This window comes from Sediminispirochaeta smaragdinae DSM 11293 (assembly GCF_000143985.1).
GTDB classification, from domain to species: domain Bacteria; phylum Spirochaetota; class Spirochaetia; order DSM-16054; family Sediminispirochaetaceae; genus Sediminispirochaeta; species Sediminispirochaeta smaragdinae.
Genome location: NC_014364.1, coordinates 788,860 through 815,341, shown reverse-complemented (window position 1 = coordinate 815,341; position 26,482 = coordinate 788,860). Strand labels below are relative to the sequence as shown.

Genomic DNA, 26,482 nt, shown 5'->3' with positions numbered 1-26,482 from the left:
CGCAGAACAGGGCCCTATCTACTCTCAGGGCCCTCATATACCTACACAACGAGGAGCAGCATGAACAACGTTCTCATAGTCGGATCGGTATTTGTAGACATTATTTGCGAAGGACTTTCTGAGTACCCCAACAAAGGAGAAGAGCTCTATATAGATAGCATCGTCACCTCTCCCGGAGGATCCGCTATTACCGCCGTGATACTGAAAAACCTCAACATGAACGTATCATTGGCATCGGCAATAGGAACAGATTTCTTCGGAGCATACCTCATAGACTACCTCACGCAAGTCGGGATCTCCGATAGCCTTATACACCACGAACCGACACAAGAAACCGGTGTAAGTATCTGCATTCCGAAAAACAATGATAGGAGTTTTATATCGAAAAAGGGACCGGAGCTCGCACGTTATCTTCCCCGCATATTCGAAAAGCTTACCCCCCTATATATAGAAAAATTTCGATTCCTACATGTCGACTTTCCCCAACTGCAACATCCCACAATTCAACAGTGTATATCCGATCGCAGAGATTCTCTGATTATCACCTCGGATATCGGCTATGAAGAGGCATTGGCCTGGAAAGCCGACGACTTTAATACATTAAAAGATGTATCGTGGTTTTTTCCAAACGAGCAAGAGGCTCGTTTAATCACAAAAGAACAAGACCCGGCAGCCATGGTGCATCACTTACGCCGATACGTCCCACATCCGGTGGTGACGCTGGGCCCCAAAGGGGCAGTGACAATAGACGAAAGCGAAAAAATAATACAGATTCCCGCACCGCAGGTACAAGCGGTAAACCCCAGCGGCTCCGGTGATTCATTTACCGCAGGCCTATTGTACGGCCTGGCCCATGGTTTTTCGATTGCCGATACGATACGCTTTGCAAATATCGTGGGAGCAATGTCGACGGAGGATCTTCGATCCTGCAGTTCCGATCTGACTATCGAAGATGTACGAAAGCGATTTGATCTTGAAAAGGAAACAGAGGAGGCTACTACATGATCCTTGCCGTAATAGGGGCAGGAAGCCCGAGAACACCTTTATTAATACGCGGGCTGCTTTCCCGAAACATGAAGCTTGAACATCTCTATCTCTACGATAACAAGCAGCAGCGATTAGAGCTCAATGCACGGGTAATAGAGGCGATCATTGCGGCATCGGGCCAAGGGCTGAAGCTAACAATCGCATCCTCCTATCAGGAAGCCGTGGAGCACGCCGATTTTGTCTTCTCGTCCATTCGGGTGGGAGGAGACGAGAGCAGGATTGCCGATGAAACGACAGCCCTAAAGTTCGGGCAACTCCCGCAAGAAACCGTCGGAATCGGCGGATTCTCCATGGCCTACCGAACCATTCCCGTTGTTGTGGCGCAGGCAAACATCCTCCACCGCATAAACCCCAAGGCATGGATCATCAATTTTACCAACCCCTCGGGAATGATCACGCAGGCCATTCTGGAAAACAGCAATCACAAAAAGGTCATCGGCATCTGCGATGCACCTATCATGATTGATAAATTCGTCGGAACCCTATACGGAGTGTCCAAGGATCATATCACAACCCACTATACGGGACTAAACCACCTCGGATGGGTCACCTCGGTAAAGGTAGACGGGAAAGAGGTAATGGAAGAGCTCGTTCATGAACGCTTAAAGGAGTTTGTCGCACAGGAACCATTTTATCAAGATCTGGTCGATCACATACAAACCTACCACATACTGCCGAACGAGTATCTCTACTATTATCTCTATCACGAAACCATCACAAAAAAAATGGCCGGGGTAAAACAGACACGCGGACAGGTCATTCATACGCTGAATAAACAGTACTATGAAGCACTATCTGCTCCAGACACAAACCCTATCGATGTGTATAACCGCTATATTCAACAGCGGGACGGATCGTATATGACACAGGAAACCGGGTATGCACGAAAAGAAGCACCACGCTTCGACATCCTCACCCACACGGGATTGTGGGGATATGATGCGGTCGCATTCAACCTTGTCGAAGCCCTGGTTGATACAAACCAAGGCAAGCAGCTGATTGTGAATGTCGCAAACAGGGGCACCCTTCCCTATCTTACAGATAGCGATGTCATCGAGACTTCGTGCCTATGCAAAAACGGCCAATGCCATGCAACGGAAGCAACGACCGAACTGCCCGCATGTGCCACCGATCTCATCAAGCAGGTCAAGAAATTCGAGCGGCTTACCATCGCCGCCGCAGGGAAGAGAGATCGGGAATCCCAAATCGCGGCCCTCGAAGAGAATCCCGTGGTCGCCAAGCATCTTGTTCCGCAGATCATTGACGACCTGAACAAGCGCTTTGCATCTATAGGAAGTGATGATGAGTGAACACAGATCCCTGTATGATTCACCCCTTCGCGGCTATCTCTATCTCCTCCCCGGATGTTTCATCTATTGCCTGTTTTTGTTTATTCCCGTGCTTCAGACCCTCCAGTTAAGCTTTTTTTCCTGGAACGGACTGCAGCCGAAAGTATGTGTGGGCATAAAAAATTTCATAACACTTTTTTCCGATCCCATCTTTTATCGGTCGCTGGTAAACAATCTGGTATTAGTCGTTTTTATCATGGTATTGCCCACGCTCATCGGCCTGGTGCTGGCATCGATCATCGAACTTAATCGATACAAAATACGTAAACTCTTTGAAGTGGTTTTGTTCATGCCCTACATTCTTTCCCTCGTTGTTGTCGGAGTCATCTGGAGATGGATCTACAATCCCTCATTCGGCGTCATAAACACATTTCTGCGGGGCATTGGCCTTGCGGATATGACGAAAGCCTGGCTGGGCGACAGCGCTACCGCCCTAACAGCCGTCGGTATATCAGGAACCTGGGTATTCCACGGCTTTGCGATGGTCATCTTTTTGGCAGGGTACAGCAAAATCTCTCACTCCCTTTATGAGGCGATATCCATCGACGGAGGAAATACACTGCATAAATTCTGGTATATCGCCCTTCCGTCGCTGAACCACGAAATTTCCGTTGTAACGATTTTTCTTTTTATCAACTCGCTTAAGACCTTCGATCTCGTTTATGTGATGACAAAAGGCGGGCCGGGATATGCAACCAATGTTATCTCCCTCTATGTTTTCAAGAATGCATTCCAATACAACCGGTACGGCTACGCCGCAGCACTTGCCGTGACACTTGCACTCATCATCTATGGAATTTCTTTTGGCATGACCACATTAAGAAGGAAGCACAGCGATGAATAAACACCATAGAATTCCCGTCTCCCGCATCATCTGTTTTCTGATCTTAGCACTCTTTTTGATCATTGCCTGTGCTCCGTTCTCATTGATCTGGAGTGCCGCATTCAAAACCAAAGCGGAACTGGTGCATAATGTATTCGGTCCTCCCCAGCAGATGCATTGGGAAAATATTGCGAAAACCTGGGAGCAAGGACATTTCGGTATCTATTACAAAAACAGTGTTCTTGTCGTCATTCCCGTAGTGCTGTTTTCGATCATGCTGTCACTGACAAATGCATATGCCTTTGCCTACTTTCGTTTCCCCGGAAAAACCCTTCTGTGGGGCATCGTCCTCTTCGGTATGACCATCCCAATGGAAGTAGTGGTCATCCAACTCTATCACCACCTCAAGGGAATGGGATTACTCAATACCCTTCCCGGCTTGATCCTCCCCCAAATTGCCATGGGCATTCCATTCGGAACCTTTTTCATGCGGGGAACCTTGAAAGAGATCCCAAAATCGCTCATCGAGGCTGCCGAAATCGACGGTGCAGGAACCTCGCAGGTGCTGTGGAAGATCATAACCCCAATGATAGGACCATCCGTCATTACGCTCATCGTATTCTTCTTTACCTGGACCTGGAATGAATTTCTTCTAACCCTGGTGATTATCAGCAAAGAAGCACTCAGGACCCTGCCCGTCGGTATGGCCTTCTTCCAGGGCAAGTATGTCGGCAATACCCCCCTGATCGCCATGGGCGCAACCTTAATGACGGCTCCCATTATCCTGCTCTACATCTTCTTGCAACACTATGTAATCTCAGGAATAACAGCAGGGGCATTAAAAGAATAATCGAATTCTTTTTCTGGGCGTTGCCCGTGCACCTGAGTGCACGGGCCAGTCGACTCCGGGATACGCTTCGCTCCCGTCCTCGGCTCCCCGCCTCGGACCGCCGACGCCCTCCGTCTCCCTAACGCGGTGATAGTGTTCCGAATCCTGGTGGTTTCAGGCTCTCGTACTTTCGCGAATAACCAATTGTCCGGAAATTCGCGACTTCAGATAGCGATAATCGGCATCTGCAATACATTTGAGTATCTGGTCGACAGCCTGTATCCCCATCATGCTTTTGGGAACCCGCACGGTAGTAAGGGACGGCACATGTATCGCTGCAAAGGGAACATCGTCAAATCCGACAACAGAGCAATCGCCGGGGATATCATAGCCTGCCTCCAGCAGTGCCTTCATGGCACCAAGAGCGATAATATCATTATCGGCACATGCAAACCTCGGCAACTGAAAGGGCATGAGCCTCTTGATCGATTCATAGGCTCCAAGCAGGGTCGGTTCAAGTAAAAGCGTTTTTACCGATAGCCCCATTTCAGCAGCTGCCGAGAAGAGTGCATCACTTCGCTCCTGGAAATTGGCCGTCCAGGAACTACTTTTGAGATAGGCAATTTCCGCTTCATTGCAGAGGGAAAGGGCACTCCGAACTCCCTCTTCATTGTCGATACCTACCGTACTGCAGACATGTCCCTTCATGTTGTTATCCAGAACAAGATAAGGAGCCTCAATCATGTCGAGAAGTGAATACTGCTCAGGCTGCAGTTCTGTCCCTAAGACGATCACCCCACAGAAAGAGGCCATATCAAGCTCTTGCAAGGTTTCTTCCAAGGCATGATCACAGGCGATCATGGTAACCCGGTATCCATGGACCTTGCATTCTTGTACGATGTATTCGAAGATCGATGCAACCGATCCCTGATTTTCCTCAACTAATTTGCAATGGTATCGGTACTTGAGAAACAAGATCGTCTTGCTCGTCTCAGTAGGATAACCATTGGCCTCCAGCAGCTCCCGGATAGCCTTACGTTTTTCCTCTCCAACTCCCGTTTTGTTGTTAAGTACCAAGGATACCGTTGCAGGGGAGACATGGGCGATCGATGCAATTTCCTTAAGCGTCTTTTTTTTCACAGCAATTCCTCTTTGGTCGGCAATGATTCATAGACGCCGATGCGCTGAGCACAGGTCATGGCGGCATCATGAGCCTTAGCTGCACTATCCAAAAGTCCGTGCCCCTTGATCATTTGGGCAATAAAGACTCCTGTAAAGAAATCAGACATACCCGACGGGTCAATAATCTTTCGCTCGGGACAAGGGTCGATAATATCCCAGGAATGGCTGGTAGCCACGATCGTTCCAAGATTTTCCATCTGAAAGACAATCGCCTGTTTTACCTGAGAAAGGAGGAGGGTCGTCGCAATCCTTGCCCCTTTCAGATTATCCACCGGGAATCCGCACAAAAGGCTTGCCGTGTTACAAGACAAAATTAAGAAATCGGGTTTTGTTGAAAACACGTTTTCGGGAATGTCGACCGTGGAAAAATTGATTGCCGTGGGAATACGATGACGTTCGGCCAATTCCAAAAGCGTAAGGGAAGGCTGTACGGTAGCCACTCCGAGATGGGCTCCTATAAAACCACACTGCTTAATCTGCTCTTCACAACTTGCAATATACTGGCTATTTAAAGTAAAGTTGGCACCGAGAAAGTCCAAATACATATTGGGCTCATCGGCACGGACGATGATAGTGGACAGTCCTGTTTTTTCGTTGGCTACCACTTGAACCAAGCTGTAATCGACCCCTTCTTCCCGGACGGTTTCGATGATGTCGCGGCCGAAGGCATCATCCCCGATTTTTCCCATCACGGCGGAAGGTATACCGCACCGGGAACAACCAAAGCTTTGGGTGCACCCATAGCCACCGGCATGGGTCGACACTCGTTCCCCCATAATCTTGTTCCCAATGACGTGCCTACCAGCCTCCAGGACCATATCGATATTAAGTACACCAAAGAAAAGGGCTTCGGCCTTCATCTTTTAGGTCTCCCGGGGGATCAGAACCGGGGTAAGTAATGTGGATAACGATTCATCGACGGCCTGCCCCTCTATTTCCGCAAGAATCATCTTTGCCACGGCAACGCCGATCTGATATCCGGAAGGAGCAACGGAGGTTATCTGGGGTGATAAATTCTGGGCAAGAGAGGTATTACCGAAACTGACAAGATGCATCGGCTCGCCCCGATTTCTCAGATAGTTCAGGATACCCAAAGCCTGAAAATCGTTGACAGATACAAATGCGTGTCCCTGCCCGTGTATATCATATTTTCGACACATCCGCTCTGCATCCTTGGGATCGTCGGTAGTCAGCATCAAATGAAGCTTTGCAGGGCATTGGGCAATTAAAGCCTCATCCAGGTAGATGTTTCCGTTAAACAGCGAGGAAAAAAACCAGATATCGTTCGGCTGAAATTGAGCGAGATGCAAGAAAGCCGACTGGGCCAAGGCCTTCACATCGTATTGGACAAAGGAAACCTTTCCGACCGTCTCCTGCACCGTGTCCCCAATGATCAGACACGGAAAATTGGCATCACAAAGTTGTATCAACATGTTGTCCATAACATCAAGATGAAAAACAATGCTGCCGGCAATACCCATACTCCTGATATTCCTCAGGCATTGTCGTTCCACCTCGTCATTTTTCGTCGTATCGTTAAAGAGGATACTATAGCCTGCAATGGTGGTTACATCATCAATGCCTTGGAGCATTTCGGCAAAAAAAAGGTTAGCGATGGTAGGAAGGGTAACGGCGATGATTTTCAGGTACTCCTGCCGTAATCCTCTGGCAACCTCATTTGAGTAGTACCCCAAATCCTGAATAGCTTTCAGAACACGCTCACGGGAAGCTTCCGTAACGTTTTGATTTCCGTTGATCACTCGCGATGCCGTTGCAATGCTTACTCCAGCGCGCGCCGCAACATCTTTGAGTGTAACCAAAAACATCCCCCCCTTTTGGACCCTATTGTAACCTACAACAAATATGAGATGCAATCAGAACGTATACATCTATAGCAGACTCTTAAGGAAGCATTTCGGGTGCTGAAAGGCTTCCCATTCAGCACCCGATCATCGATTTTTAACGGCGGCGGACGAAACATATACCCTACGGGAATTTCGTCATCATGTATTTACCCAGTTTTGAGGTTCTTTTCCATTCAGAACATCGATGACGGCTTGTGCCGTACAGAGACTTACCGCGGTGTAGGTCTCAAAGGTTTCGGCCCCTGTATGGGGCGTACAAATAATCTTATCCATGGCAATAAGCCGGCTCTCCTTCGGCAGGGGCTCCGTCTCAAAAACATCAAGAGCAGCCCCACCGAGGTGCCCGGCCTCAATGGAATCGCACAATGCTTCGCTATCGACCAAAGCACCTCGCGCGGTATTGATGAAATAGGCCCCCTTTCGCATCTGGGCAAACGTATCCCTATTCATATAATGGCGGGTCTCCCTGGTACTGGGAATATGGATACTGACAATGTCGCTTTCCGCAAGAAGGGTCTTTTCATCCACAAGGGTAACGCCCAGCGCCGCTGCCGCCTCCCTGTTCGGAAACAGATCGCACGCAAGAATCCTCACCTCAAATCCCGACAATTTTTTTGCGACACGGCGGGCAATATCCCCAAAACCAAGCAAGCCAACGGTTTTCCCCTTGAGATCGTGTCCCACTGCCCGACTCCAAACCCCCTTGCTGAGATCAGCATTGAGGCGAATGGTATTCCTTACCATGTCAAATATGTACCCAACGGCAAGCTCCGCCACTGCATTGGCGTTCATGCCGAGAGCGTTGGTTACCTTGATGCCTCGCTGCCGGGCTGCGCTCAGATCGATATTATCGATTCCGACACCAAAGCGGGCTATAGCCTTGAGCCTCGGAGCAAGAGCAAAAATTTCCTCATCCCATCGATCCATTCCGATAATCGCAGCATCAATATCCGCCACCAAAGGTCGTAGCTGCTCGAAAGAATAATAGGGCATGTCACTCTTATTGAGAACAACCGTATGTCTCGCTTTTTCAAGCATCTCCTTTGCAGGTGCACACAATTGCGCATAGTGAGATGCCGTTATCAGTATTTTCCCCATAATTTAGATATACTCCTTCATTCGATCGACAAGTATGTGTAGAGCTGCATCGTCAAGCAGCAACGGTTTTGCCTCATCCACGACAAAGGGAACACCCCATTGCTTCCCATCCCGATATTTCGGGCAAAGGTGAATGTGCATGTGTTCGGAGCTGTCCCCAAGAATGAGAATGTTCACTTTATCCGGGCTCAAGGCCTTGGTGATGGCAGAAACGGAAGTATGAATATCTCCCATCAACGCCATGTACTGTTCACGTGAAAGCTCCGTTATTTTCCGTAGGTGTTCCTTGTAAGCGAAGATGCACCTTCCGCGGTGTGTTTGGTCACGATGCAGATAGAGCGTTCCCGTCGGAAAACTTGCGATCTCCCTGACAACTTTCTCCAGAGCCTCGTCCCTGTCACACCAGATGCATTGATCCACAGCTTTCGTATCCATTACACATTACTCCTGCGGCTCTTTCGCACCGCCAGTTTACGTTTGATGATGGGGAAAAAGAGAGGATAGAATAAAGAAATGATTCCGATGATCAGCAGAACACAGGAAATGGGCCGCTGGAAAAATATCCATGCATTTCCATCGGACAGGGCCATCGCCCTTCGGTAATTGTTCTCGATTGTCGCGCCCAGGATCAGTCCCAGAATGATGGGAGGAATAGAAAATTCCATCTTGATGATGAAATAGCCAAGGATACCGCAGATAATCATCAGGTAGACATCGTTAATGTTATGATTGATCGCGAAGGTTCCGACAAAGCAGAAAACGAAAATGATGGGGGTCATCAGGTGATTGGGAACATTGACAATCTTTGAGAAAAACTTGATACCGCTGAAGCCTATGATTGCCATGAAAACATTGGCAAAGAACAATCCCACGATGATGAGATAGACCTTTTCGGTTTGTTCGGTGAACAGTAACGGCCCTGGGCTTATGCCCTGCATCATCAAGGCACCCAACATAATTGCGGTACAGGCATCGCCGGGAATTCCCATGGTTAGAAGGGGAATCAAGGCACCGCCGCTTATGGCATTGTTTGCGGCTTCCGGAGCGGCAATGCCGTCTGGAGCCCCATCGCCGAACTTCTCGGGATGCTTGGACCAGCGCTTTGCCTCGTTGTAGCCGACCCAGGCGGCAATATCGCCACCTGTCCCCGGTATCGCACCTATCAAGGTACCGATAAGGCTGGAACGAACAAGAGACGGAAAAATTGTCTTGATATCCTGTCTGGATGGAAAGATCCGCTCTATCTTTGTCTTTTGTACCTCTTCCTTCTTTTTATTGAAGGTTTCTTCAACGGTAATAAGCCCCTGAGAAAATGCAAATAAACCAATGAGAACCGGAATAAAGGAGATGCCTCCCGAAAGATAGATCGTCCCAAAGGTCAATCGGAAATCTCCGGTAAAGCTGTCCATGCCGATCGTTGCAAGCAACAAACCGAGGATGGCTCCGATAATTCCCTTCAGCACACTCGTGCTGGATACACTGGTAACCACCGATAAGCCGAACACAGCCAGGGCAAAGTATTCCGGTGCACTGAACTTCAGAGCGACCTTTGCCAACAGGGGTGCCGTTATCAATAACATAACGGAAGAAAACATTCCCCCGAAGGTAGAGCCTGTAGTGGAAATAGAAAGGGCACGACCGGGCTGCTTGTATTTGATTGCCATGGGATTCCCATCAAGACAGGTAGCAGCCGAATTCGCCGTTCCTGGAGTATTCAAGAGAATTGCGGTGACCGACCCCCCATAGATTGCCCCACAGAAAATCCCCAGCATCATCATGATGCCGTTTGAACCGGAAAGCGAGAGGGTAAGAGGAAGCATAATCGACATGCCCATAACAGAAGATAAGCCGGGCATGACACCGACCCAGACACCACAGAGAGCCCCCGAAAATAACGACAAAAGACTCGCCGGACTAATAACCGATGCTAAAGCTTGGAAGAAAGCGCTCATTGTTCTCCTCGATATAATTGGCTAATAGAAAAGCTTTCCTTTGGGCAAAACCAAGCCCAAAGCCACTGCGAATATGACATAAATGCTTATGGTGATTGCAAAGCTTGCAATGCAGATCTTTGGTATACTTCGCACGCCCATGATCCACATAACCAGTACAACAAAAAGCAATGACGAAGGTAGAAAGCCGATAAAATTAAGTCCAACACCGAAGAGAATCATCACGGCAAACAATTTAACGACCTGGCGAAATCCCTTCGCCTTGAAATCAATCAGATGATCGGCAAGTTGTTTCCGTGTGAATATCGTCGTTACAGCAAGCAGCGTGGAGACGAAAATGAGCAAGACACCAAGAATTCTCGGCCAGAAGCCTGGTCCCGGGGTTCCATTTACAATTGGGTCAAATCCGCCGGAATAATGAATCACATAGATCCCGACACAGATGAGCAGTATCGCGGTTCCGATATTATATTTTTTCACGTACGTCACCTTGATGAGGAGTGAACGGCGGCGTAAAAAGGGCTGCCGTTCACTCGTTTCGATTATTTGACAGAGATATCCTTGCAAAGCTTCGAATAGAGTTTCAGCTGATCGGCAAGGAAGGCCTTAGTCTCCGCCCCATCCATATTGATTGTCTGCATTCCCATGGTTTTCAGCGTTTTCTGGAATGCATCAGAATCGATTGCAGGCCGTAAAACGCTTCGCAGATATTCCACCTTTGCAGGATCTACATCGGCCTTGGCAGAAATAATGCAGAAGCCGGGCATGAAGAAATCGATATCTGCATAACTCTCTTTCATGGTTGGAACATCAGGATAGGTGGAAAGCCGCTCTTCGGACATCGAGGCAAGGAAACGGAGGTTCCCGGCTTGAACTTGCGATGCCGCATTGACGGTTTGGGCGATGGTTGCATTGATATGTCCGCCGACGATCGCGGTCACGCAGTCCGCACTCCCTCCATAGGATACCGTCTTGAACTTGACATCGAAAAACTGCTCGATGGCAAGGACCGCAAGCGAGGGAGCCGCACCCATTCCGGTTTCTCCAATAACAATCTCATTCGGATGAGCCTTTGCATATTCGATGAACTCTTCGAAGGTTGTATACGGCGCATCGGCAGCCGCAATCAGCACAAAGGGATCGATCAGGGCGCAGGCAATAGGCTCAAAGTCTTCTACGGAAATCTTGGTTCGCCCCAGGCAGTAGTTGATGACGAGGTCGGTGTTAAGCACGCCGAGGGTGTAACCGTCGGAGGGAGAGGTGACCACCTGGTTCAGTCCGATGAGGCCGGCACCTCCGGTAACATTGGAAACGGCAAAATTGGTACCGGAAGGAAGCGTTTCCTTCGCTGCATCAAGAACGCCACGAACGGACAGGTCCGTTCCACCGCCGGCAGAATACTGAACGATAACGTTGATGTTCTGATTCGGGTATTCCTTTTCTCCATTCGCGAAAACCTCGCCGGAGAACAGCAGGAATGTTACGATCAGGGCCAGGAAAACTCTTTTCTTCATATATTGCTCCTTTGTATCCCTTTCGGGAAAGAATTGCTGATTATTTCAGATCTCGAATGATCTTTCGCAGAAATGCGGCACTCTGCTTCATTCCAAGCGATGCGTCGGGAATATCCTGCGGATGCCATCGCCGCTCATATTCAAGCGACAACCAGCCGCTGTAACCTCTATCTTTAAGCATTTGCAGGATTGCCGGCCAGTCAAGAATTCCCTCTCCGACAATTCGGGTCACGACCTTCCGCTCCTCCTCCTGAGGGTGTGATACATCAGATGATGAGAAGGTGTGGTCATTTCCCCTGAAGACAAAATCCTTAACATGAACATACCAGCTCTTGTCGAATTGCAGAGGAATGGCCGTTTCGTATTCTTCGTTTCCGGTGAATGTCAGATTTGCCTGATCGTAGAGAATACCTACCGAAGGATGGTTAATAGCATAGGAAATATCAACACTTTCCCGGGCCGATACGGTCATGGTATTAAAGTGATTTTCCAGCACCAGAGAGACCCCATGTTTCTTGGCAATCTCCCCTAGGAAACGAAGACTTTCCACCAGACAGCCGCGCTTTTTCCCGTCTTCATCCCTTTCGTCCTGACCGAAGTTTCCACCATACAGGCGGATATACTTGGCCCCCAGAATTTCTGCGTATGTGATAACCTTGCACATGCCTTCGATTTCTTTTTCTCGGATACCCTCGTCAAGATCGTTGAACCGGGAAAAATAGGGAGTCAGACAGGGAATCTCAAGGGACAGATCTTTTGCAAGACGGGATAACTCCCGAAGCGTATCAGTGGATGTCTTTTCCTCCAGTGCACACCGGTAACCATCCTGAACAATGATCTCGGCTCCGTCGAGTCCAATCTTCTTGAAAAGCCGAAGAGCATCCTCAAGTGAATACTCCGGTGTTCCCATCGTATGACCGGCAATCTTCATTCACCTACTCCAGGTCGGGAAGGCCTGCGGCCTTAAGAATTTTATGCATCAGGAGATGAGTTTTAAAGGAATCCGCCGCATTGGTAAGCATCGTCTCTCCTGTTTCAAGGCAAGAGAAAAAATGCTCGTCTTCGGCACGAAATCCCATCTTATCAGCGACCTGAGCCCAGCCCATGGCAAGGGGCGTCATGTCGGTGGTATGGCTCTCCTCATGGTCCACGACAGTTACGGTATCGGGACAGTTGACAAGGACGCTCTTGTTATGGCCGTGCATCTGGAATGTCTCCACCCATTGCCCGCTTGCGCGATCGGCGACAAGCATACCGACGGTACCATTCGAAAAAGTCATTTGCGCCGTCGCAAGGGTTTCATAATAGGGGTCCGTAAATTTAGAAATTGCCTGGACATCCTCACACTCACCGCAAAAGTAGCGCAGGAGATCCACCATATGGATGGCATTCTCCAGAGTTGCACGATATTCCGATGCCGGTCTATTTTTCTGGGCTATGATGACATCGGGAGACAAGGTTCCGTACACTTCCTTTGCTTTCCGATATACAGGAGCATAACGACGGTTAAAACCGATCATCAGGGCCTTGCCGCTCTTTTCCGAGGCCTCAACCATTTCCTCCATCTCGGAAAGGCTGCATCCCATGGGTTTTTCGCTGAACACATCGAGGCCGGCGTTGAGTAACGCAAGCACATGTTCATGGTGACATTCCTTGGGCGAGAGAACAAAGGCACAATCGAGGCCAAGTTCAATCAACTGTTCGATATTTTCTACGGCATGGGAAATGCCGTATCGCTCTTTTGCGGTTTGGGCACTGGCAAGACGTTTTGCGATAACACCGACCAGTTCAACATTATCCATCTCCGAAAGAATCGGCAGATGGGCATTCTCTGCAATCGAGCCGCATCCCACCAGCCCGACTCTGAATTTCCTTTTCATGCGTTTCTCCATGTCTCCTTAGGATTTTGCCAAAAATCCGCCGTCCACGGCGATGGTGAATCCATTCACATAGTCCGAAGCCTCTGAGGCGAGGAAGATAGCAGCCCCTGCCAAGTCTTCCGGAACTCCCCATCGCTCCATAGGAATCCTGGTATTTGTTTCCGCCATGCGCGAAGCCTCGCCCCGCATGGGAGCAGTCATGTCGGTGACCATATATCCGGGAGCAATGCAGTTGACATGAATACCGTAGGGAGCCCACTCATTGCACATGTGCATGGTAATCATCCTGACCGCGGCCTTCGAAGCGGTATAGGGAATAACCTTGATGCCTCCCTGATACGAGGTCATGGAGCCTATGTTTATAATCTTCCCTCCATGTCCCTGTTTGACGAACTGCCGTGCAGCAGCCTGGCAAAGGAAAAACAAACCAGTCAGATTTACATCCAGGACATCCTGCCAATCCTTACGGCTGACATCCAGCGCCATTGCTCTCCTTGTAATTCCGGCGGCGTTTACCAGCACATCAATTTTCCCAAAAGCCGACACCGCCTTCTCAATGATAAGATCGGGACTTTCAGGAAGTGCTACATCAAGTCGAATATTGAGGTATTCACGACCCAAAGCCTTCACTTTCTCACGAGTTCCCGAATCATCGCTTCGTCCAACACACACGATATTGGCTCCGGCTTCGGCAAGCCCCAATGCAATGCCCTGGCCGAGCCCTCTTGTGGCCCCGGTCACTACCGCAGTCTTTCCTTCCAAGCTAAATTTCTCACAAGCCTTCATCTTAGTTCCTTAATCGTTAATCTTTGTGATTTATTTTTTCACGATATGTAATCGTTATCAAAAGTATGAAAATAGTATTAACATGACTTTTATGAGGTGTCAACAAAAAACTAAATTAATTTGTTTCACCCGCTATTAACGGCTAAAAAAGGGCACTTTCACTTGACATCAACTTAATTTTGGATGATAAATTTAGTTGTTCATGATATTTCATCGTTTTCAAGACAGAGACATGCAGGAAAAGGAGCTATAAGAATGAAAAAGAAAATAGAAGGCATTGTTCCGGTAATGATCACACCCTTTACCGAAAACGACAGCATCGACTACGAAAGTCTGGAGGCTTTAATCGAATGGTACATCAGCCATGGGGCAGATGCCTTATTCGCCGTCTGCCAATCCAGTGAAATGCAATACCTCAGCCTTCAGGAAAAATCAGAACTCGCGAAATTCGTCGTCAGGACGGTAAAAGGGCGCGTTCCCGTCGTCGCCTCGGGACACACAAGCGACGATCCCTATGGGCAACTCGAAGAATTAAAGGTGGCGGTTGATTCAGGCGCCGACGGTATCGTCCTGGTCTCAAACCACCTCGACCCCGGCCGCAAAGGAACAGATACCTTTATCGGCAACCTGAAATGGCTACTGGAACGACTTCCTTCGGACTTGCCCCTGGGAATTTATGAGTGTCCGGCCCCCTACAGGCGCCTGGTCTCCGATGAAGAACTCAAGGTCCTGGCCGATAGTGGGAGGTTCAGCTTCATGAAGGATGTCTCCTGTGATCTGCCAACCGTACAACGCCGTGTGGCCATCACAAAAAAGAGTGGCATGGCAATCCTCAATGCAAATGCGGCAATCGCCTGGGATGCAATGAAGGCGGGGTCCAGAGGATTCAACGGCGTCAGCACAAACTTTCATCCCGATCTATATAAATGGCTTTACTGCTCAAGCCAGGATCATCCGGCCCTTGCCCAGGAGCTTGCGACCTTTCTGGTCCTTGCCGCCTGCACCGAAGCATATGGCTACCCCGTACTGGCAAAGATGTACCACAAGCGTTTGGGAAATTTTAAGGCTACAGGGTCCAGAACCTTTCCCTATGACGTACATGAAAAGGTATGGGGAGTCGAAGCCATACTGGATAAACTCATTGAAGGTACCGAGGCTTACAGGAAGAAAATCGCTGACCTTGGGTAGTGTTTCGAATATTGGTGATCTCTATCCCCTCTCGGGCATAGAGATCACCAGGATTCCTGACAGTAGAGACCATTCATTTTTCAAGCCCAATATTTCCACATCAAATCTGTAATCCTTCACTGACATCATATTTCGCAAAAGAACGGTTTATCATACACCAAAACCTTAACCTCTTCGTCTATGCTTATTGTAGGGAGGATGAATGGGACACCGGCTTGAGCAGGTTTTTCGGGATCAGTACGGCAAAATGCTCCATTTCATTATTCGGCGTATCGATGATGCGGCAGAGGCAGAAGATATGCTTCAGGAAATATTTGTTCGGGCGACGGAGCATGTGAATGTTCTCGATCCCATCGATAACCTGGTAGCTTGGCTATGGTGTTCCGTAAAAAATCGTGTGATCGACTACTATCGTGCCCGCGCTCTTCGCCGGGAGAAGGAGACAGAGCTTATCGTCGACGACGGCACCGACGGCCTTGACCTCCTCGCAGATCTTAAACTGCCAGGGGGTGAGCATGCGTACCTACGGAGGATTATTGCGGACACCCTTTACGAGAGTCTTGATGAACTGCCCGAGTCCCAGCGAGAGGTTTTCATATTACAGGCGATAGAGGGACGAACCTTTGCTGAAATCGCCGAGCTGACCGGGGAATCGATCAACACCCTTACCGCCCGGAAACGGTATGCCGTGAAATTTTTACGACAAAGACTAAAGGAAATCAAGGAGCTCTTGCATGAGGAAATGTGAGGCTCAATATACAGGAGGGAAAAAGATGTTCTACCATAACAGAAAATTTCACCCATTGAGGATAGGGCTCTGGGTTATCCTGGGAATCGTTGCCGCAGCGGCCTTTGCCCTTGTCCTCGGCCTTGTTGTCATGCTGCTTTGGAATTGGCTTATGCCCCAGCTTTTCGGTCTTTCCGTCATCGGCTATTGGCAGGCCTGGGGGCTGGTATTGCTAAGCCACATCTTATTCAAAGGGGGATTACATCACACCGGCCATGATGACAAAGATACGTATCATCATCGGAATGAGTGGAGAGAAAAGTTCAGACAACGATTTGAGGATGCGGAACATGATCCTCAATAAACTTTTCCTGCAGGGTTTAAACCTGAGGGCAAAAAAAGAAGCGGCAGAAATTTTCACATACCTCCCTCTTCGACAGGGATCGGTTGTGGCGGACATAGGTTCGGGCGGTGGCTTTTTTGCCGTCGAGTTCGCCAGAAAAATCGGCGACACCGGCGAGGTCTATGCAGTCGACATCAGCGGAAAAAATCTTCGTTTTTTGATGGACTATGCACGGAACAAAGGGATGGAATCCCGAATCATCGCGGTTCTCGGAGAAGAACATAGCTGTCTCCTTCCAGAGGCCTCCCAAGATTTGATCTTTTCGCACAATAGCTTCCATCACATCGCCAGACCGGAGCTTTATTTTCAATCTGCCAGCCGGGCCATGAAACCCGAAGGCCGCCTTGTGGTGATCGACCGGAACAAGGCGGCAAAGGGAGGACGCCACTGGGGCCACTCATCATCACCGGAGGGTATATGCAGTGCCATGAAAGCGGCAGGACTATCTTTGGAAAGTTCGAAGGAGATCCTTGAGGGAAAGACATTCCAGATTTTCAGAAAGACGGCCTGACTTGATACGGTCCTATTTTATGGGTTGCGACAAATTCTTATTCAAGAATCGCCATATCAAAAACTCAGATAATTCCTTGTTATTCTTTCGATAACTACTAAAACTTATAGTAGTGCATATTTACTGCAGCAGTGCAGTATTCGTTCAGCATGTGGCGAGGAGAAAAGGCATGGATGTCGGTCTGAGGATCAACATCGATTTGTTTTGTTCGCAAATCATCGTATTATTGTTTGCGGGAATACAGGACAAACGGGAACGGAAGAAATTAGATTACCGCTTTTTTACATCTATGCTTCTGCTGGTATGCATTACGCTTTTCAGCGACTCAGCCATATTACTGACAGAAGGCACAAAAACTACGCTTGGACAGGTCATCCTAAGGAATTCCACCTTCCTCCTTTTTGTAAGCACCCCCCTCATCAGCATGCTTTACGCTGGCTATATAGAGTTGGTCACACTACCGCCGCACCGAAGAAAAAGAAAGGCCATTGTCCTTTACTCGGTACCAGCTCTTGTAAACCTAAGTTTGTGTTTCATTTCGCTCTTAAAAGATTGTATATTTGCTATCGACAAAAACGGGTATTTGTATCCAGGAAGATTCCTCCACATCACCACCGTTGTGTTCTATGGGTATCTCGCCTGGGCAGTAATTCTTGCCCTTTCCCGAAAGAAGACAATCAATCCAAGAGTGTTTCAGGGGTTGATGTCCGTCCCTGTTCCCATGGCCGTCGGCGGTGTGCTGCAGATATTGCTCCCTAAATTTGTCATTCTTTTGCCTACTTATACATTATCAATGATTGTTCTCAATTCCACCATTCAAGAACGGAGGCTCATGTACGACTATCTTACAGGAGCATATAACCGACGACGCCTCGATGAGTATCTCGAGGCTCTGATCCAGGAGTGCAGGCAATCAAAAAAGGGATTTTGTGCGTTCCTGGCAGACGTGAACGACTTTAAACATATAAACGATCAATATGGGCATGTCGTTGGCGACGAAGCGCTTATTATGGTCGTGAAGGCAATGCAGACAGCACTACGCATTGATGATTTCATTGCACGTTATGCCGGTGATGAGTTTGTCGTGATTCTGCCAAACGCAAACAGAGCCGAGCTCGATGGAGTAATAGCGCGAGTCCACAGTGCAATAGAAACGAGTTCGAAGTCTGGCTGTCCTTATACACTTTCATTAAGCATCGGCGGCGACGAATACTCGCCTTCCTTTCAGGGAGATGCAGAAGACTTCATCAGCTATCTTGACTCGCTTATGTACGAAGAAAAAAATCGTTATCATGAGACACATTAAAACAACCGGACACAAAGAGAAACCATGAAACATTTTTCATCATGCAAAGCCAATAGGTATCTCTCCTACATCTCCGATAACAGTCTGCCATTTCCGCAACATCAGATCTCAAAATCATTTACCGATGGAATGAATACAGCTTCACTTGCCAAGAAACTTGGCTTCATTGATAAAGAGTCAATACAGTTGCACCATGCTATCGAGAAGCTAAGATTTCTGCATGTGCTGCTGGAAAGTAATTTCAATAAATTCTTTCGGACGGGTTAACGCCACCATAATTTTTATACGTAAGATATTTTCCAATATATCCTTGGCAGTCATGGTTTCTCCCAATCCGACATGGACACTGAAAGCATCTTCCTCAGTAGCTCCGGCTAATCCTCCCCGTTTCCAGATACCTTCAAGGAAATTAGAAATCATACGTTTTATCTTGTTCCACGTATCTACTGTATTGGCTTCAAAAACATAGGCTTTCGAAGCCAGGCTGATGGACTCTTCCAGCATAATTGCCGTTCGGCGAACGTTTATATAACGCCAGTCATGACTGTTGCCGTCCAGAGTACGGGCTCCCCATACCAAAACGCCTTCTCCGGTAAAAGAACGAATGGCGTTTACCGCTTTGCCGTCGGAAGGAAGATTCAGATATTCCTGTTCGTCATGCGAAATATTCACCGTCGGAGAAATCACAGACGCCAGGCTCACATTGGCAGGAGCCTTCCAGACACCCCGCGAAGAGTCGACCATAGCGTATATCCCGGCTATCGCCGCAGAGGGAGCCATTCTGTTCAGATAATCTCTGATGTTCTCTAAAATATTGTTATAAACATGACTGCTCTGAATCAGGGTTCTGTGTATCAATGCTTCTTTGTCGGCGGTGAAACTTTTTGAAGAGAGTTCATCCAGAAGCTCCAGAAATTTTTCTCCCTTTTCATCGATTTTTGCAGCATCAGCGAGTCCCATTTCTTCCTTAATGCATGCCGCCAAAACATCACGGTTGGAAATCTGTTTAAAACTAAGCTCGTTACCGGATATAAGTTCGGTATTCAGCCAGGGATAATAGGCCGCAGCAAAATCCAGATAGGTGTTGCCAATGCCTTCACGGAAATTCTTTACGCAATCGCCTTCCGCGGCCCGAAAGTCTTTGTAACCCTCATAAACATCCAGTATGGCAATGCGGTTTTTCATTTTGCCGCCGCAATGCTCAAGAATCTGCTGCTGCAGGGAGTAGCAGGCCCCTTTTGACGGTAATGTTATTGCTTCAGGGATGAGCACCATGCTAGGCTCCTGCTCTTTAATAAGAGCATCAATACCATTCTGTAACGCCTCTGCATTAATTTCGTCTGTATAGGTGCCCACGGAAACGATATAGCAGGTATTCCCGCCATTCGCAAAAAAGAGCAGCAGGCTTCGAAACAGACAATAGTCCGTCGACTTCTGGGTAATGGTGTACTTCTTCTTTCCGGCTGAAACCGTTCCTATCACACCGGCGGAGGCGGCATCACCTTCCGCTGCCGTCTCCGTCAGTTCAAACTGATAATCGGGAGCGCCGCCAAAATATGCTGTAAAATCTTGTAGCGACGAAATCCTCATCGGCATGTTCAATAGAGAACGATTGTCCTTCACCGCCTTTTCGGTATACCCGATAAAAGCCGGTACGGCTGTGGCAACCTCCACCACAGAATTCGGAAAGTCATTATTTTCTACGATATATACACCTGGTGTTTTCATTGAACCACTCACACAAATTTCTTTTTAGAGTGTAGCATGAAAAAGGGAAAAACATGCATGCTTTTTACATGTCATCTTTTTGTATCAGCTTCGCCAGGAAAGGTTCAAAGCCAAACCCTTGCCGGAGCTTTGCGTATTCACTCTTTAAGCTATCCGAGTTTTGGCAGCACCCCATCTTCGTTGCCCTGATCATGATGTTCTTGTCTGTATTGCGGGTAGAGGTGAATTCAAAGATATCAGTCTTGTATCCGCACATGCCGACGAGATGGGCTCTCATGGTGTCGGCCACAAGATAGAGCAGTTGTTCTTTGAATGCCTTGTAACGTGTTACTCCTTTTATCGCGTTATTTTTGAATTTCTTCCGAATAGTGTGCTGACAGCAGGCAACCGACAATATATAACGCGCATCCAACTCTATTCCAAGCCAAAGAGCTTTGTCGGTGGCCGTGTCACAGGCATGTAGCGAATATGCAATATCGACATGTTTCACCATGGGTAGGTCAAGAATATCTCCGGAGTGAAATGTCATGTTGAGAAATCCAAGCTGTTCTGCTATGTCTCTGCTGTTTTTCATCAAGCGATTATTTGAATCGATACAGTGGATCATCACCTGCCGATCACATAGCGTTTTATAATAATGATAGACAAGAAAGCTTAAGTAACAATTTCCTGCCGCACTGTCTATGAAAACAAGCTCTCTCTTCTTGGAAATCTTTCCGACACAGCTGTCTATCACTTCAAGATATGCCAAGATCTGCTCAACTTTCTCGGTTCCCTTTGATCCTGGCTGAATATTTTTTACTCGTATTACATGGAAGAGTGACTCTAACGACTTTTTCTGCTCAACAGTGATTAGCATAGTGCCTCCTTTTGAATAACAGAGGCAAACATTGTCTATGGATATAACATGATAAACTGATACTGAAGAAGTCCCGAAAAAACCATATATACAACGCCCACCTCATACACTGTCATAAAGAGTAGGTTTGATGTGTGGTTTTTTTCGGCTCCGGTTTTGCTGTTTAAATCTCGACAAAGCCGGACAGGCAACTCCTCGTTGATTGGTTTTTATATCGTAGTTGCAAACGACATACCTGTCAATCACTCAGGTTATGAACATATCGAAAGTCATCTGCGGAAATTACTCCTATCAGCTGTATAGCTTCAATTATTTCCTTGAATCAATGAAACGACTGGAACAAAAAGAGATAGAACTCTGGGGGGCTGGTCCTCATCTATTTCAAGACGATTTTTCAGAACAAATGATGCATTCGTTATATAAAAAAATCAAAGACTATGGCCTACGTGTCATCTGCTATACTCCCGAGCAATGCATGTATCCGATAAATATCGCATCAAGTGACCCAATTATCAGGAAACGTAGCATAGCGTATCTAACACGCTCTCTTGAAATCGCATCGCAGATGGAAGCTCCGAAAGCCCTAATCACCACGGGACAGGGATATCGGGATGAAAGCAAAGAGGATGCATGGAATCGTTGTGTCGAAGCACTATCCATATTAGGCGGAAAAGCGGAACAGTTGGGAGTAACCATCGTGTTTGAACATTTAACGAAAACAACGACCAACCTATGCCTGAAAGCACGAGATGTCGATCGTATGCTGAAAGAGGTCGGAATGATTGATGTCGATATGGCAGCCCGGCTGCATGAGGGGATACGTGACTATTTCGAACTCATGGGGAAATCGATTCAGCATGTCCACTTCGTCGATGGAAATCCTGCATGATTCTTATCATCTAAACCCGGAAGCAGCCTATGCAAAAAGTCTGGAGTGGTGCAGAAATCACCAATATCTTTTTTCAAGGTGAGCTGACGATTGCATTGACTTTTCTTTCAGCCACATCTATCATTGCAGGTATACAACACCTTGGGGTGCCGGAATTGGCCGGCTGAGATGGAAACCCGCGAAGTTTCCGACCCATGAACCTGATCCGGATAATGCCGGCGGAGGAAAGCGTGAGGTTGATTCATCCATCATCCATTCATTAATCCCTAGCCAGCCGGATCTCGTAGATAAGGAGATCCTATGAAACATCTTCTCTCCATTGCAGGAAGCGACTGCTCGGGGGGCGCGGGCATTCAGGCCGATTTGAAGGCCTTCAGCGCTAACGGCGTCTACGGCATGACGGTCATTACCGCCATAACGGCCCAAAACACCCGGGGAGTCAGGGCAGTCAGGGCCATGGATCCCGACATTGTCGCGGCCCAGATCGATGCGGTTTTTTCTGATATCCGTGTCGACGGGGTAAAGATCGGCATGCTTGCCGAAGGCCCTATCATCGAAGCGGTTGCCGCGGCGCTGCGCAGATGGAAACCGCCGATTACGGTTCTTGACCCGGTCATGGTGGCGAAATCGGGGCACCGCCTTCTGACAGAGGAGGCCGAAAGGCTCCTGATTGAAAAGCTGCTTCCTCTTGCAGACCTCATTACTCCCAATATCCCCGAAGCCCTGAAACTTGCCTACGCAGGGCAGGAGACGGCACAGACCGGGGGGGCCGAACGAAACGAAAATCTGTCGGAACAGGAACGCGAAAGGCTTGCCCTGGAGATTTTGAAGAGGGGAGCAAAGGCTGTCCTGATCAAGGGAGGACACTCGGCCGATCCCGACCGTTCTGTCGATCTTTTGGCAGATGGTAAGGGCTTTCGCCGTTTTGAGGCCAGGCGCCTTGATGCACGCCACACACACGGTACGGGATGTTCCCTCTCCAGCGCCCTTGCGGCCTTTCTCGCCCGGGGATTCAGCCTCGAAGCGGCAGTAGAAAGGGCAAAGGCATATGTGACCGAAGGCATAGCCCACGGCCTGGCGATCGGCGGGGGCTGCGGCCCCATCCACCACTTTTACGCCCTCTACGGCGGAGAGGAGCTACAGCCATGAATACAAGTACCAGAGAGAATACAACAATCGGCTCTCCCCAGCTCGCCCTCCTCTGGTTCGGCGCGGCAATCTCACTGGCCGAGATTCTCACCGGGGCCCTCTACCGCGGCATGGGAACAGGAGGGGCGCTTGCGGCAATCATCGGCGGCCATCTTTTGGGTGGAATAGCATTTTTCGCCGTCGGCTGGATCTCCTGGAAAGAGCATAAGGATGCCATCGCCATTGCGGACAGCACCCTGGGGAGGCCGGGAGTAACAAGCTTTGCCCTGGTAAACGCCCTTCAACTGGTCGGATGGACAGCGGTGATGATCATCGCCGGAGCCGAGGGACTTGTTGCCGCGAGCAGCGCAGCCGGAATGACGATATCACCTCCGGTCTCCCGGCTGCTGATAGGAGCGCTCCTGCTTATCTGGACCGCAGCGGGACGAAGGGGGATACGGGGCATTAATATGATTGCGGTGGCCCTGCTCCTGATCCTTTCACTGTTGTGGGCAATCAAGCTGATCACCCTTCCAGCAGGGGAAATTTCGGCCATTTCAAAAGCCCAGGAGCCGGATTCCATGGCCTTTGGGAACATGCTGGAACTTGCGGTTCTCATGCCCCTTTCCTGGCTTCCCCTGGTTGGGGATTACACCCGCAGCGCAAAACATGGCCGCAAAGGGGTATCGGCCGCAACCGTCGGCTACTTTCTTGGAAGTTGCGGGATGTATCTGCTGGGACTGCTTTCCGTCACTAAACTCCCCGGTGCAGGAGCGGTAGAAAGTATGCTTGCCGTGGGAATGGGAGTGGGCGCCGCCTTTGTCGTCCTGCTATCCACGGTTACCACCGGTTTTCTCGACGTCCATTCTGCAGGAGTCTCCCTTCGCCTTGCCTTTCCCGCAATAGGAAAGCACGTGGCCCCCTTACTTGTCGGTTTCGCAGGTCTCATGCTTGCCATGCTGCTTCCCGGCGGCTGGTACGAAAGCTTTCTCTATCTTTTGGGCTCCCTCTTTGCCCCCTTCTTCGGGGTGATATTCTGCCGTCGCCTCTTCTTTGCAAAGGCTCCGCTATCGTTACTCCTGATTATCCTCGGCTTTGCGGCCTGGGCGGCAGGGGTCGGAGCCTACTATATCCTCTTGCCCAAGGGAACCCCTCTGGGTGTCTCCCTGCCGGCAATGCTCATCTCGATGATTGCCTATTTTCTCTTCATGAAAGGAGCTCATATATGGAATTCAAAGGCTTAAACACAGCTTTTCACGACATACGCAACGCATCCCCCCTGATTCACCACATCACCAACATGGTGACGATCAATGACTGCGCCAATATCACCCTCGCCTTCGGCGGTGCTCCGGTTATGACCGACTGGAAGGAAGACGCCCTCGATATGGTGGAACATGCAGGGGCCCTGGTCCTGAACATGGGGACCCTCAATCCCGATAGTATCGAAGCCATGCTGGCCGCAGGCGGCAGGGCAAGGGAACTTGGCATCCCCATCGTTTTCGATCCGGTCGGGGCAGGAGCAACGGCCCCGCGCCGCAAAGCTGCGAGGCAGATTCTTGAAGGCCTGCGCCCGGACATCGTCAAGGGAAACGCCGCGGAGATCGCCTTCCTTGCAGGCAGGAAGGTGAGGCAGAAGGGGGTCGATTCAACCCTCGAAGAGGGGGTACGGGAAAGTGTATCGAGCCTGGCCTCGGCCTTCGGCATAACCGTGATCGCGACAGGACGCGAAGATATCATATCCGACGGCAGCAACACGCTTCAGATTCGCGGCGGCTCGGCCATGATGGGAAGGATAACCGGCACGGGCTGCATGAGTGCATCGGCCCTCGGATGCTTTGTCTCGGTCCTTCCTTCGAAGCTTGAGGCGGCGGCAGGTGCCATCCTTGCCATGAACCTGGCCGGAGAGACGGCAGCCCGGGCATTGGCCGCAGAAGAAGGCAGCGGCAGCTTCCGTATACGGCTCATCGATGCCGCAAGCCGTATGGACGACAGTACCTTTTTCCACCCGGAGCGGATCAACCATGTATAAATCCATCAATGCAGCCATGAGCCTTTGCCTCGTAACCGATGCGGGATTCCGCCCCGCAGACGAATTCCTTTCCACCGTGGAAACGGCTCTGAAAAACGGCGCGACCATGGTCCAGTACCGGGAAAAAAGCGGACGCTATTGCGACAAAGAGATCTACGATCGTGGTATTGAACTAGTGACACTCTGTCACAGATTCGGTGTTCCGCTGGTCGTGGACGATCGACTCGACATCGCTATGGCGATCGGTGCCGACGGACTTCACATCGGCCAGAACGACCTTCCCCTGCCGGTTGCAAAGCAAATCTGGCCGGAAGGAGGGATCTTCGGCGTTTCGGTTGCAGACCTCAGGGAAATGCGTCTGGCCCAGGAACAGGGGGCAGACTATCTCGGAGTTGGAGCCTTTCCCACAACGACAAAGAAGGATTATTCCAATGTGGAGGCAAAGCTGTTATCATCGATGGTAAAAGAAAGCAGCCTTCCAATGATGGCCATCGGCGGAATACAGGCCGAAAATGCCTCGATCCCTATCGGGTGGGGCTGTGTCGGTGTGGCGGTGATTTCGGCGATCTGGAAGGCACCGGATCCTGCCGTGGCAACGCGGCACATCCTGGAAACGGTACGGAAAGCGAAAGGAGATCGCGTATGACGGAGCCGGTCAAAGCACTGCTCTGGGACAAGGACGGAACCCTGGTCGACAGCCTTGAACAATGGGTAGCCCGCGACCGTCGTCTGCTCCGAATGCTTTGCAGGGAATTGGAAATCCCCGAGGCCGATCATGCCGCTGCCGTGGCGGCAGGCCTCGCTGCTATCGGTGTGAGGGAAGAGGGAATCGACCCAAGGGGAGAGATCGCCAGGGGAACCGAGGCCTCCATTGCCGCAGCCATGGCAGGAGCCCTCGACGCCTTCGGACCCCTTCCCTCCCCCGAGGCCTTCGCATCCCTAGTGGGGCGCTTTATAGGAGATATTCTTGCATCGGACAAAACCCCGGCCCCTTTGCGCCGGGGCATCCACGCCCTCCTGACCAAAGCTGCGAAGAGGGGGCTTATCCAGGGGCTCGCAAGCTCTGACAGCAGGATGTCCTGCCTCAAGGAACTTTCTGCCCATGGAATCGAGACCTTCTTCACGTTTTTCGCCTTCGGCGATGAGGTTCCCAGAGCAAAACCGGATCCGTGGTGCGTTGAGCAGTTCTCCAGAGAGATTGCCATTCACCCCTCGCAGATCCTCGTCATCGGAGATGCTCCTACCGACGAGGAGATGGCAACGGCAGCAGGGGCACAGTTTTGCGCCCTGCTTGGAGGTGCCGGGGCCAGGCAGGATTTTTCAGATCGCTGTATCGTTGCAGGTCATCCGGATGAGATACTCTCACTGTTAGCCTGAAGGTGGCTG

Annotated in this window: 29 protein-coding genes and 1 riboswitch; of the genes, 16 read left to right on the top strand and 13 right to left on the bottom strand. The window is 49.6% G+C overall.

From position 1 onward, the window contains the following. The first annotated feature begins 60 nt into the window (after positions 1-60). Genes SPIRS_RS03970 through SPIRS_RS03955 form a run of 4 tightly spaced genes read left to right on the top strand, consistent with a single transcriptional unit; the run spans position 61 to position 4,069 of the window. Entirely contained in the window at positions 61-1,005 is a 945-nt protein-coding gene (locus tag SPIRS_RS03970; RefSeq protein WP_013253385.1) for a carbohydrate kinase family protein, read from the top strand. Beyond that, positions 1,002-2,357: a family 4 glycosyl hydrolase gene (locus tag SPIRS_RS03965; protein WP_013253384.1), complete on the top strand. Its 1,356-nt coding sequence runs from the start codon at positions 1,002-1,004 to the stop codon at positions 2,355-2,357. Before SPIRS_RS03970 ends, SPIRS_RS03965 begins: the two co-directional genes overlap by 4 nt. After that, positions 2,350-3,240 (top strand): carbohydrate ABC transporter permease, encoded by an 891-nt coding sequence (locus tag SPIRS_RS03960; protein ID WP_013253383.1) that lies wholly within the window; start codon positions 2,350-2,352, stop codon positions 3,238-3,240. The genes SPIRS_RS03965 and SPIRS_RS03960 overlap by 8 nt, the downstream gene beginning before the upstream one ends. Next, entirely contained in the window at positions 3,233-4,069 is an 837-nt protein-coding gene (locus SPIRS_RS03955; protein WP_013253382.1) for a carbohydrate ABC transporter permease, read from the top strand. Before SPIRS_RS03960 ends, SPIRS_RS03955 begins: the two co-directional genes overlap by 8 nt. A gap of 153 nt (positions 4,070-4,222) precedes the next feature. On the opposite strand, the gene SPIRS_RS03950 is transcribed toward SPIRS_RS03955, so the two are convergent. The 11 genes from SPIRS_RS03950 to SPIRS_RS03900 form a co-directional block, all read right to left on the bottom strand. Beyond that, positions 4,223-5,188 (bottom strand): LacI family DNA-binding transcriptional regulator, encoded by a 966-nt coding sequence (locus SPIRS_RS03950; RefSeq protein WP_013253381.1) that lies wholly within the window; start codon positions 5,186-5,188, stop codon positions 4,223-4,225. After that, on the bottom strand, positions 5,185-6,090 hold the full coding sequence (locus SPIRS_RS03945; protein WP_013253380.1) for a PfkB family carbohydrate kinase: 906 nt from the start codon (positions 6,088-6,090) through the stop codon (positions 5,185-5,187). The genes SPIRS_RS03950 and SPIRS_RS03945 overlap by 4 nt, the downstream gene beginning before the upstream one ends. A 3-nt stretch (positions 6,091-6,093) precedes the next feature. Beyond that, complete coding sequence (locus tag SPIRS_RS03940) at positions 6,094-7,056, bottom strand: LacI family DNA-binding transcriptional regulator (protein WP_013253379.1); 963 nt, start codon at positions 7,054-7,056, stop codon at positions 6,094-6,096. A gap of 177 nt (positions 7,057-7,233) precedes the next feature. Beyond that, the gene (locus tag SPIRS_RS03935; RefSeq protein ID WP_013253378.1) at positions 7,234-8,193 is read right to left on the bottom strand and encodes a phosphoglycerate dehydrogenase; all 960 of its coding nucleotides are present in this window, start codon (positions 8,191-8,193) and stop codon (positions 7,234-7,236) included. Positions 8,194-8,196: 3 nt separating this feature from the next. Further along, a complete protein-coding gene (locus SPIRS_RS03930) occupies positions 8,197-8,628 on the bottom strand; it encodes an HIT family protein (RefSeq protein ID WP_013253377.1) in 432 nt (143 codons plus the stop codon). Next, complete coding sequence (locus SPIRS_RS03925; RefSeq protein ID WP_013253376.1) at positions 8,628-10,145, bottom strand: tripartite tricarboxylate transporter permease; 1,518 nt, start codon at positions 10,143-10,145, stop codon at positions 8,628-8,630. The genes SPIRS_RS03930 and SPIRS_RS03925 overlap by 1 nt, the downstream gene beginning before the upstream one ends. A gap of 21 nt (positions 10,146-10,166) precedes the next feature. Then, the gene (locus tag SPIRS_RS03920) at positions 10,167-10,625 is read right to left on the bottom strand and encodes a tripartite tricarboxylate transporter TctB family protein (RefSeq protein WP_013253375.1); all 459 of its coding nucleotides are present in this window, start codon (positions 10,623-10,625) and stop codon (positions 10,167-10,169) included. A gap of 62 nt (positions 10,626-10,687) precedes the next feature. Then, positions 10,688-11,659, bottom strand: a complete 972-nt coding sequence (locus SPIRS_RS03915; protein WP_013253374.1) for a tripartite tricarboxylate transporter substrate binding protein — start codon at positions 11,657-11,659, stop codon at positions 10,688-10,690. 40 nt (positions 11,660-11,699) lie between these two features. Continuing rightward, positions 11,700-12,590, bottom strand: a complete 891-nt coding sequence (locus SPIRS_RS03910; RefSeq protein ID WP_013253373.1) for a sugar phosphate isomerase/epimerase family protein — start codon at positions 12,588-12,590, stop codon at positions 11,700-11,702. Positions 12,591-12,594: 4 nt separating this feature from the next. Continuing rightward, complete coding sequence (locus SPIRS_RS03905) at positions 12,595-13,539, bottom strand: Gfo/Idh/MocA family protein (protein WP_013253372.1); 945 nt, start codon at positions 13,537-13,539, stop codon at positions 12,595-12,597. 18 nt (positions 13,540-13,557) lie between these two features. Further along, entirely contained in the window at positions 13,558-14,325 is a 768-nt protein-coding gene (locus tag SPIRS_RS03900) for a glucose 1-dehydrogenase (RefSeq protein WP_013253371.1), read from the bottom strand. A gap of 255 nt (positions 14,326-14,580) precedes the next feature. Between SPIRS_RS03900 and SPIRS_RS03895 the strand changes: the two genes are divergently transcribed. The 5 genes from SPIRS_RS03895 to SPIRS_RS03875 all read left to right on the top strand — a co-directional run bounded on the left by SPIRS_RS03895 (position 14,581) and on the right by SPIRS_RS03875 (position 18,460). Further along, positions 14,581-15,513: a dihydrodipicolinate synthase family protein gene (locus SPIRS_RS03895; protein WP_013253370.1), complete on the top strand. Its 933-nt coding sequence runs from the start codon at positions 14,581-14,583 to the stop codon at positions 15,511-15,513. Positions 15,514-15,715: 202 nt separating this feature from the next. Continuing rightward, positions 15,716-16,261: an RNA polymerase sigma factor gene (locus SPIRS_RS03890; protein ID WP_013253369.1), complete on the top strand. Its 546-nt coding sequence runs from the start codon at positions 15,716-15,718 to the stop codon at positions 16,259-16,261. A gap of 25 nt (positions 16,262-16,286) precedes the next feature. Beyond that, complete coding sequence (locus SPIRS_RS03885; protein ID WP_245537695.1) at positions 16,287-16,604, top strand: hypothetical protein; 318 nt, start codon at positions 16,287-16,289, stop codon at positions 16,602-16,604. Next, the gene (locus tag SPIRS_RS03880; protein ID WP_013253367.1) at positions 16,591-17,154 is read left to right on the top strand and encodes a class I SAM-dependent methyltransferase; all 564 of its coding nucleotides are present in this window, start codon (positions 16,591-16,593) and stop codon (positions 17,152-17,154) included. The genes SPIRS_RS03885 and SPIRS_RS03880 overlap by 14 nt, the downstream gene beginning before the upstream one ends. A gap of 169 nt (positions 17,155-17,323) precedes the next feature. Beyond that, on the top strand, positions 17,324-18,460 hold the full coding sequence (locus SPIRS_RS03875) for a GGDEF domain-containing protein (protein WP_013253366.1): 1,137 nt from the start codon (positions 17,324-17,326) through the stop codon (positions 18,458-18,460). Between the two features lie 207 nt (positions 18,461-18,667). Here the strand turns inward: SPIRS_RS03875 and SPIRS_RS03870 are convergent, their stop codons facing one another. Further along, positions 18,668-20,188: a phage tail sheath family protein gene (locus tag SPIRS_RS03870; RefSeq protein WP_013253364.1), complete on the bottom strand. Its 1,521-nt coding sequence runs from the start codon at positions 20,186-20,188 to the stop codon at positions 18,668-18,670. A gap of 64 nt (positions 20,189-20,252) precedes the next feature. After that, positions 20,253-21,047 carry a methyltransferase gene (locus SPIRS_RS03865; RefSeq protein WP_013253363.1) on the bottom strand — a complete coding sequence of 265 codons (795 nt, stop codon included), beginning with the start codon at positions 21,045-21,047 and terminating at the stop codon, positions 20,253-20,255. 253 nt (positions 21,048-21,300) lie between these two features. Between SPIRS_RS03865 and SPIRS_RS03860 the strand changes: the two genes are divergently transcribed. The 7 genes from SPIRS_RS03860 to SPIRS_RS03835 all read left to right on the top strand — a co-directional run bounded on the left by SPIRS_RS03860 (position 21,301) and on the right by SPIRS_RS03835 (position 26,473). Next, entirely contained in the window at positions 21,301-21,936 is a 636-nt protein-coding gene (locus SPIRS_RS03860; protein ID WP_013253362.1) for a TIM barrel protein, read from the top strand. Between the two features lie 29 nt (positions 21,937-21,965). After that, positions 21,966-22,103 carry a hypothetical protein gene (locus tag SPIRS_RS22480; protein WP_171814747.1) on the top strand — a complete coding sequence of 46 codons (138 nt, stop codon included), beginning with the start codon at positions 21,966-21,968 and terminating at the stop codon, positions 22,101-22,103. Further along, a riboswitch (TPP riboswitch) is annotated at positions 22,069-22,181 on the top strand. It overlaps the preceding gene by 35 nt. A 55-nt stretch (positions 22,182-22,236) precedes the next feature. After that, positions 22,237-23,085 (top strand): bifunctional hydroxymethylpyrimidine kinase/phosphomethylpyrimidine kinase, encoded by an 849-nt coding sequence (gene thiD, locus SPIRS_RS03855; protein WP_013253361.1) that lies wholly within the window; start codon positions 22,237-22,239, stop codon positions 23,083-23,085. Beyond that, positions 23,082-24,308: a cytosine permease gene (locus tag SPIRS_RS03850; RefSeq protein WP_013253360.1), complete on the top strand. Its 1,227-nt coding sequence runs from the start codon at positions 23,082-23,084 to the stop codon at positions 24,306-24,308. Before thiD ends, SPIRS_RS03850 begins: the two co-directional genes overlap by 4 nt. Further along, the gene (thiM, locus tag SPIRS_RS03845; RefSeq protein WP_013253359.1) at positions 24,290-25,096 is read left to right on the top strand and encodes a hydroxyethylthiazole kinase; all 807 of its coding nucleotides are present in this window, start codon (positions 24,290-24,292) and stop codon (positions 25,094-25,096) included. Before SPIRS_RS03850 ends, thiM begins: the two co-directional genes overlap by 19 nt. Further along, positions 25,089-25,742 (top strand): thiamine phosphate synthase, encoded by a 654-nt coding sequence (gene thiE / locus SPIRS_RS03840; RefSeq protein WP_013253358.1) that lies wholly within the window; start codon positions 25,089-25,091, stop codon positions 25,740-25,742. The genes thiM and thiE overlap by 8 nt, the downstream gene beginning before the upstream one ends. Beyond that, a complete protein-coding gene (locus SPIRS_RS03835) occupies positions 25,739-26,473 on the top strand; it encodes an HAD family hydrolase (protein WP_013253357.1) in 735 nt (244 codons plus the stop codon). The genes thiE and SPIRS_RS03835 overlap by 4 nt, the downstream gene beginning before the upstream one ends. Positions 26,474-26,482 lie beyond the last annotated feature (9 nt).

Coding starts and splice junctions, on each gene's coding strand:
- SPIRS_RS03970 (WP_013253385.1), top strand. CDS start 61: ATGAACAACGTTCTCATAGTCGGATCGGTATTTGTAGACATTATTTGC.
- SPIRS_RS03965 (WP_013253384.1), top strand. CDS start 1,002: ATGATCCTTGCCGTAATAGGGGCAGGAAGCCCGAGAACACCTTTATTA.
- SPIRS_RS03960 (WP_013253383.1), top strand. CDS start 2,350: ATGAGTGAACACAGATCCCTGTATGATTCACCCCTTCGCGGCTATCTC.
- SPIRS_RS03955 (WP_013253382.1), top strand. CDS start 3,233: ATGAATAAACACCATAGAATTCCCGTCTCCCGCATCATCTGTTTTCTG.
- SPIRS_RS03945 (WP_013253380.1), bottom strand. CDS start 6,090: ATGAAGGCCGAAGCCCTTTTCTTTGGTGTACTTAATATCGATATGGTC.
- SPIRS_RS03940 (WP_013253379.1), bottom strand. CDS start 7,056: ATGTTTTTGGTTACACTCAAAGATGTTGCGGCGCGCGCTGGAGTAAGC.
- SPIRS_RS03935 (WP_013253378.1), bottom strand. CDS start 8,193: ATGGGGAAAATACTGATAACGGCATCTCACTATGCGCAATTGTGTGCA.
- SPIRS_RS03930 (WP_013253377.1), bottom strand. CDS start 8,628: ATGGATACGAAAGCTGTGGATCAATGCATCTGGTGTGACAGGGACGAG.
- SPIRS_RS03925 (WP_013253376.1), bottom strand. CDS start 10,145: ATGAGCGCTTTCTTCCAAGCTTTAGCATCGGTTATTAGTCCGGCGAGT.
- SPIRS_RS03915 (WP_013253374.1), bottom strand. CDS start 11,659: ATGAAGAAAAGAGTTTTCCTGGCCCTGATCGTAACATTCCTGCTGTTC.
- SPIRS_RS03910 (WP_013253373.1), bottom strand. CDS start 12,590: ATGAAGATTGCCGGTCATACGATGGGAACACCGGAGTATTCACTTGAG.
- SPIRS_RS03905 (WP_013253372.1), bottom strand. CDS start 13,539: ATGAAAAGGAAATTCAGAGTCGGGCTGGTGGGATGCGGCTCGATTGCA.
- SPIRS_RS03900 (WP_013253371.1), bottom strand. CDS start 14,325: ATGAAGGCTTGTGAGAAATTTAGCTTGGAAGGAAAGACTGCGGTAGTG.
- SPIRS_RS03895 (WP_013253370.1), top strand. CDS start 14,581: ATGAAAAAGAAAATAGAAGGCATTGTTCCGGTAATGATCACACCCTTT.
- SPIRS_RS03890 (WP_013253369.1), top strand. CDS start 15,716: ATGGGACACCGGCTTGAGCAGGTTTTTCGGGATCAGTACGGCAAAATG.
- SPIRS_RS03885 (WP_245537695.1), top strand. CDS start 16,287: ATGTTCTACCATAACAGAAAATTTCACCCATTGAGGATAGGGCTCTGG.
- SPIRS_RS03880 (WP_013253367.1), top strand. CDS start 16,591: ATGATCCTCAATAAACTTTTCCTGCAGGGTTTAAACCTGAGGGCAAAA.
- SPIRS_RS03875 (WP_013253366.1), top strand. CDS start 17,324: ATGGATGTCGGTCTGAGGATCAACATCGATTTGTTTTGTTCGCAAATC.
- SPIRS_RS03870 (WP_013253364.1), bottom strand. CDS start 20,188: ATGAAAACACCAGGTGTATATATCGTAGAAAATAATGACTTTCCGAAT.
- SPIRS_RS03865 (WP_013253363.1), bottom strand. CDS start 21,047: ATGCTAATCACTGTTGAGCAGAAAAAGTCGTTAGAGTCACTCTTCCAT.
- SPIRS_RS03860 (WP_013253362.1), top strand. CDS start 21,301: ATGAACATATCGAAAGTCATCTGCGGAAATTACTCCTATCAGCTGTAT.
- SPIRS_RS22480 (WP_171814747.1), top strand. CDS start 21,966: ATGCAAAAAGTCTGGAGTGGTGCAGAAATCACCAATATCTTTTTTCAA.
- thiD (WP_013253361.1), top strand. CDS start 22,237: ATGAAACATCTTCTCTCCATTGCAGGAAGCGACTGCTCGGGGGGCGCG.
- SPIRS_RS03850 (WP_013253360.1), top strand. CDS start 23,082: ATGAATACAAGTACCAGAGAGAATACAACAATCGGCTCTCCCCAGCTC.
- thiM (WP_013253359.1), top strand. CDS start 24,290: ATGGAATTCAAAGGCTTAAACACAGCTTTTCACGACATACGCAACGCA.
- thiE (WP_013253358.1), top strand. CDS start 25,089: ATGTATAAATCCATCAATGCAGCCATGAGCCTTTGCCTCGTAACCGAT.
- SPIRS_RS03835 (WP_013253357.1), top strand. CDS start 25,739: ATGACGGAGCCGGTCAAAGCACTGCTCTGGGACAAGGACGGAACCCTG.